General features: G+C 57.9%; 5 protein-coding genes. 3 read left to right on the plus strand and 2 right to left on the minus strand.

Annotated features, from left to right (window positions below):
- Positions 1-418: 418 nt before the first annotated feature.
- Both WD823_RS09850 and WD823_RS09855 read right to left on the minus strand, forming a co-directional pair.
- Positions 419-1,018: a hypothetical protein gene (locus WD823_RS09850; RefSeq protein ID WP_368429326.1), complete on the minus strand. Its 600-nt coding sequence runs from the start codon at positions 1,016-1,018 to the stop codon at positions 419-421.
- Positions 1,008-1,940, minus strand: coding sequence for an HAD family hydrolase (locus WD823_RS09855; RefSeq protein ID WP_368429327.1), 933 nt, complete (start codon positions 1,938-1,940; stop codon positions 1,008-1,010). The genes WD823_RS09850 and WD823_RS09855 overlap by 11 nt, the downstream gene beginning before the upstream one ends.
- A gap of 142 nt (positions 1,941-2,082) precedes the next feature.
- On the opposite strand from WD823_RS09855, the gene WD823_RS09860 reads away from it, so the two are divergent.
- From WD823_RS09860 to WD823_RS09870, 3 genes are all read left to right on the plus strand, one after another.
- Positions 2,083-2,316 carry a hypothetical protein gene (locus tag WD823_RS09860; protein ID WP_368429328.1) on the plus strand — a complete coding sequence of 78 codons (234 nt, stop codon included), beginning with the start codon at positions 2,083-2,085 and terminating at the stop codon, positions 2,314-2,316.
- A complete protein-coding gene (locus tag WD823_RS09865) occupies positions 2,313-2,588 on the plus strand; it encodes a type II toxin-antitoxin system RelE/ParE family toxin (RefSeq protein ID WP_368429329.1) in 276 nt (91 codons plus the stop codon). Before WD823_RS09860 ends, WD823_RS09865 begins: the two co-directional genes overlap by 4 nt.
- Before the next feature lie 115 nt (positions 2,589-2,703).
- On the plus strand, positions 2,704-2,893 hold a 190-nt coding region (locus tag WD823_RS09870), incomplete at its 3' end, for a CBS domain-containing protein (RefSeq protein ID WP_368429330.1).

Genomic DNA, 2,893 nt, shown 5'->3' on the forward strand with positions numbered 1-2,893 from the left:
CCTCGACCGCAAGGTCGACGGAATCGATCACAAGCTGGCCGGGCTGGTGCGCGAGGTCCCCCGCGTCGTCCGCGAAACGATCCGCGAAGTGCTGCGCGAACGCGACCGGAAGAGATAGCCTGGCAAGGCTGCCATCCCAACTCGTCATCCTGCGGCGAGCGCGACTTGTCCGCCGAAGCCCGGAGGGCGAAGGCGGAAGCGCGAGCGCAGCGCAATCCGGGTTCTCATCCAAGACGCACCCACCGCGGATTCCGCCTCGCTCCATCCGGGTTACATACTGGTTCGCGGTTTCGCGAACGAGATTGTTTCGGCAGAGGTTTTAGATTGCTCCGCCATCTCGATGGGGACCGACGGAAGTAGCGGAGTAGGCTCACCGCGCGCTTGTCGGCAGGTAGTCGTTGTTCAGAAACCGGACTTCTCAAAACATAGTCGCGACTTTGTCCACGAGGAACCACACCAGCGGCTCGTTTGCCACTAAGACGCCGGCAAACAACATAGTTACGAAAAATACGATCACGAACATCCACATCACGGACTTATAGAAAATTTCTATTTTTCCATCGGAATGAAGTTTCTGATCTTTACGATATCGCGGTTCAGCGACCGTCAGCCAGGCCAATGCTCGTGTAACCCACCGCTTCAACTCAACGGGACTAGCGGCGCCGATGCTTTCGCTAAGAGACAACTCCGGTATCTCGGCGCTGAATTTGCTCTCAATCTTGATGGCGTGGTTCACAGCACCGATCAGGAGTCGGTGGTACCAATATCGATCAACAAAATAGAAAAGGAGCGTGCCCACTACCCCCAATAGCGGAATGAATGTCGCGTACAGGATTTTGACCTGTCCGTGCGTTACGGCGAGTCCTTTGTCCATCAAGAATCCCTGCGCGGCAGAGATCGCCAGTATCATCGTAATAAAGAGACCGCGAACGCGCATCTCGATGTCGTTGAAGTGCTTCTGCACATCAACGACCGTTTTCCATATTTCAATGATTGACTTGCGTTCCTCAGCGTCCATTGCCGTTCCCGAAATCAATAAACTCAAGCAGTTGGCCAAAGCTCTGGTCGAGTATGATACCCGGCCTCACTTCTCGCTCCGTGATACGCCGCTCACGCTCAACCTCAGCGTCAGTCCAGTGTGTCACTTCTTTTAGAAGTGTGTACGCCTCCGTGTGTTGGGCGCGGCCATACCGCGCGAACACGTCTGTCACATCAGCGTCGCGAGCCATCGCCACATCTTTGTGGAGGCTATCCCCCACGTAGACGCAATCTGACGGGGTTTTTTTCAAGTGGGCGACTATGTCGGCCAACACAGCAGGGTCTGGTTTCAGTGACCCCGCCGGCGTGTGCCGTTGTTGTGTGAATCTGAACTCATAGTGCGAACGTGGGTACAGGCGAATTGTCTCCACCGGAATGTTTGTCGGTATTTCATGGTCGCTTGGGGAAAACACAAAATCAAATACCCCATCAAGACCTAATCGCCGCACCCGATAGTTCGAGTAGAAGGCCATAGATTCGGTGTACCCCACGATCAGCGAGCCACCACCCTTCGCCTTAAGCAGCGTCTCTGCGACGGTCGGATAGAGAGAAAGTGTCTCGCGGCGTTTCCTTTGATACGCCTCGATCGCGGGCCGAAAGACCTCGAGAGGTGGACGTCCTCCCAGAAATTCTTGAAGTTGTGGCAATTCCTCAATCAGGAACGAGTATTCCGACGTTCCATGACGCTGATGAATCTGCCGAATCCCAGGCTTCAGGGCGGCGATCGGAATTCTGCTGATTCCGGAGATCTCATCTAGCATTGCCGTGAAGCACACATACCAAAGGGTCACCCAGTCAAAGAGCGTGTTGTCCAGATCGGTGATCAAGACGCTTTTCTTCAGCTTATCCACTTGTCGATCCCACCAAATGTTCTGGTTCTGTTCTATCAGCTTGCTCGCCAATTGTCTATGGTTTGCCCCGAGGTTATCTCGAAGTTCTTAACTCCGCTGCGGTTGCCTTGAAGAGGTCCCGGGAGGCCTCCGCCGGCAAAGGTCGCCGACCCCAGCAATTGGTACCGACGGCTTCGCGTGGTAATCTCGATCCATGAACAAGGCCCTGAACGAAATTGTCCGCCGCGCCGACCATTGGCCTGACGCCGCCCAGGCGGAGTTGGCCGAGCTTGCCAAAGAGATCGAGGCGGAGTTGCACGCGGGGAACTATCACGCCACCGCCGAAGAGTTGGCGGGCATTGACCGCGGTTTGCGCGACTCGGCCGAGGGCCGCTTTGCGACTGAATCGGAGATCGAGGCGACCTTCGCCAAATACCGCCGCCCATGAGGGTTGTCTGGACGGCCGCAGGGCGGGCCGACCTCGACGATATCCTTGCGTATACGGCGGAGCACTATCCTTCTGTAGTGCCGGCGCTGGAGCAACGCATCCGCGCGATCGAAGCTCGCATCGGCCGGTGGCCCCATAGTGCGCGCGAGGTTGAAGAGCGGCCCGGCATACGGGTCGTTCCGCTCGTCCGCTATCCCTATCGCATCTTCTACCAAGTCGTATCCGAGGGGGTCGAAGTCTTGCACATCCACCACGCCGCAAAGGAGCATTGATAGGCGGCCGTCTCCTGTGCCCCCGCCGATCTCATTTGACCCTCATCAACATCCCGCCCGCGCCCCCGGTCCATCCTCCGCCGCCAAACCGCAAGCGCCGCCGGGAACCCCGACAATGTTGAACGCCCGCGACCTGATGAACCGCGATGTGGCGACCGTCCACCCGGATACGCCGCTCCGCGAGGTGGCGCGCACGCTGCTCACCCACGGCATCAGCGCGGTGCCCGTGGTCGAGGCGGACGGCACGCTCATCGGCATGGTCAGCGAGGGCGATCTCGTCGGCCGCAAGAAGACCGAGCGCGAGA

It is taken from the genome of Sulfuricaulis sp., assembly GCF_040901545.1.
Taxonomy (GTDB): Bacteria; Pseudomonadota; Gammaproteobacteria; order Acidiferrobacterales; family Sulfurifustaceae; genus Sulfuricaulis.

Coding starts and splice junctions, on each gene's coding strand:
- WD823_RS09850 (WP_368429326.1), bottom strand. CDS start 1,018: ATGGACGCTGAGGAACGCAAGTCAATCATTGAAATATGGAAAACGGTC.
- WD823_RS09860 (WP_368429328.1), top strand. CDS start 2,083: ATGAACAAGGCCCTGAACGAAATTGTCCGCCGCGCCGACCATTGGCCT.
- WD823_RS09865 (WP_368429329.1), top strand. CDS start 2,313: ATGAGGGTTGTCTGGACGGCCGCAGGGCGGGCCGACCTCGACGATATC.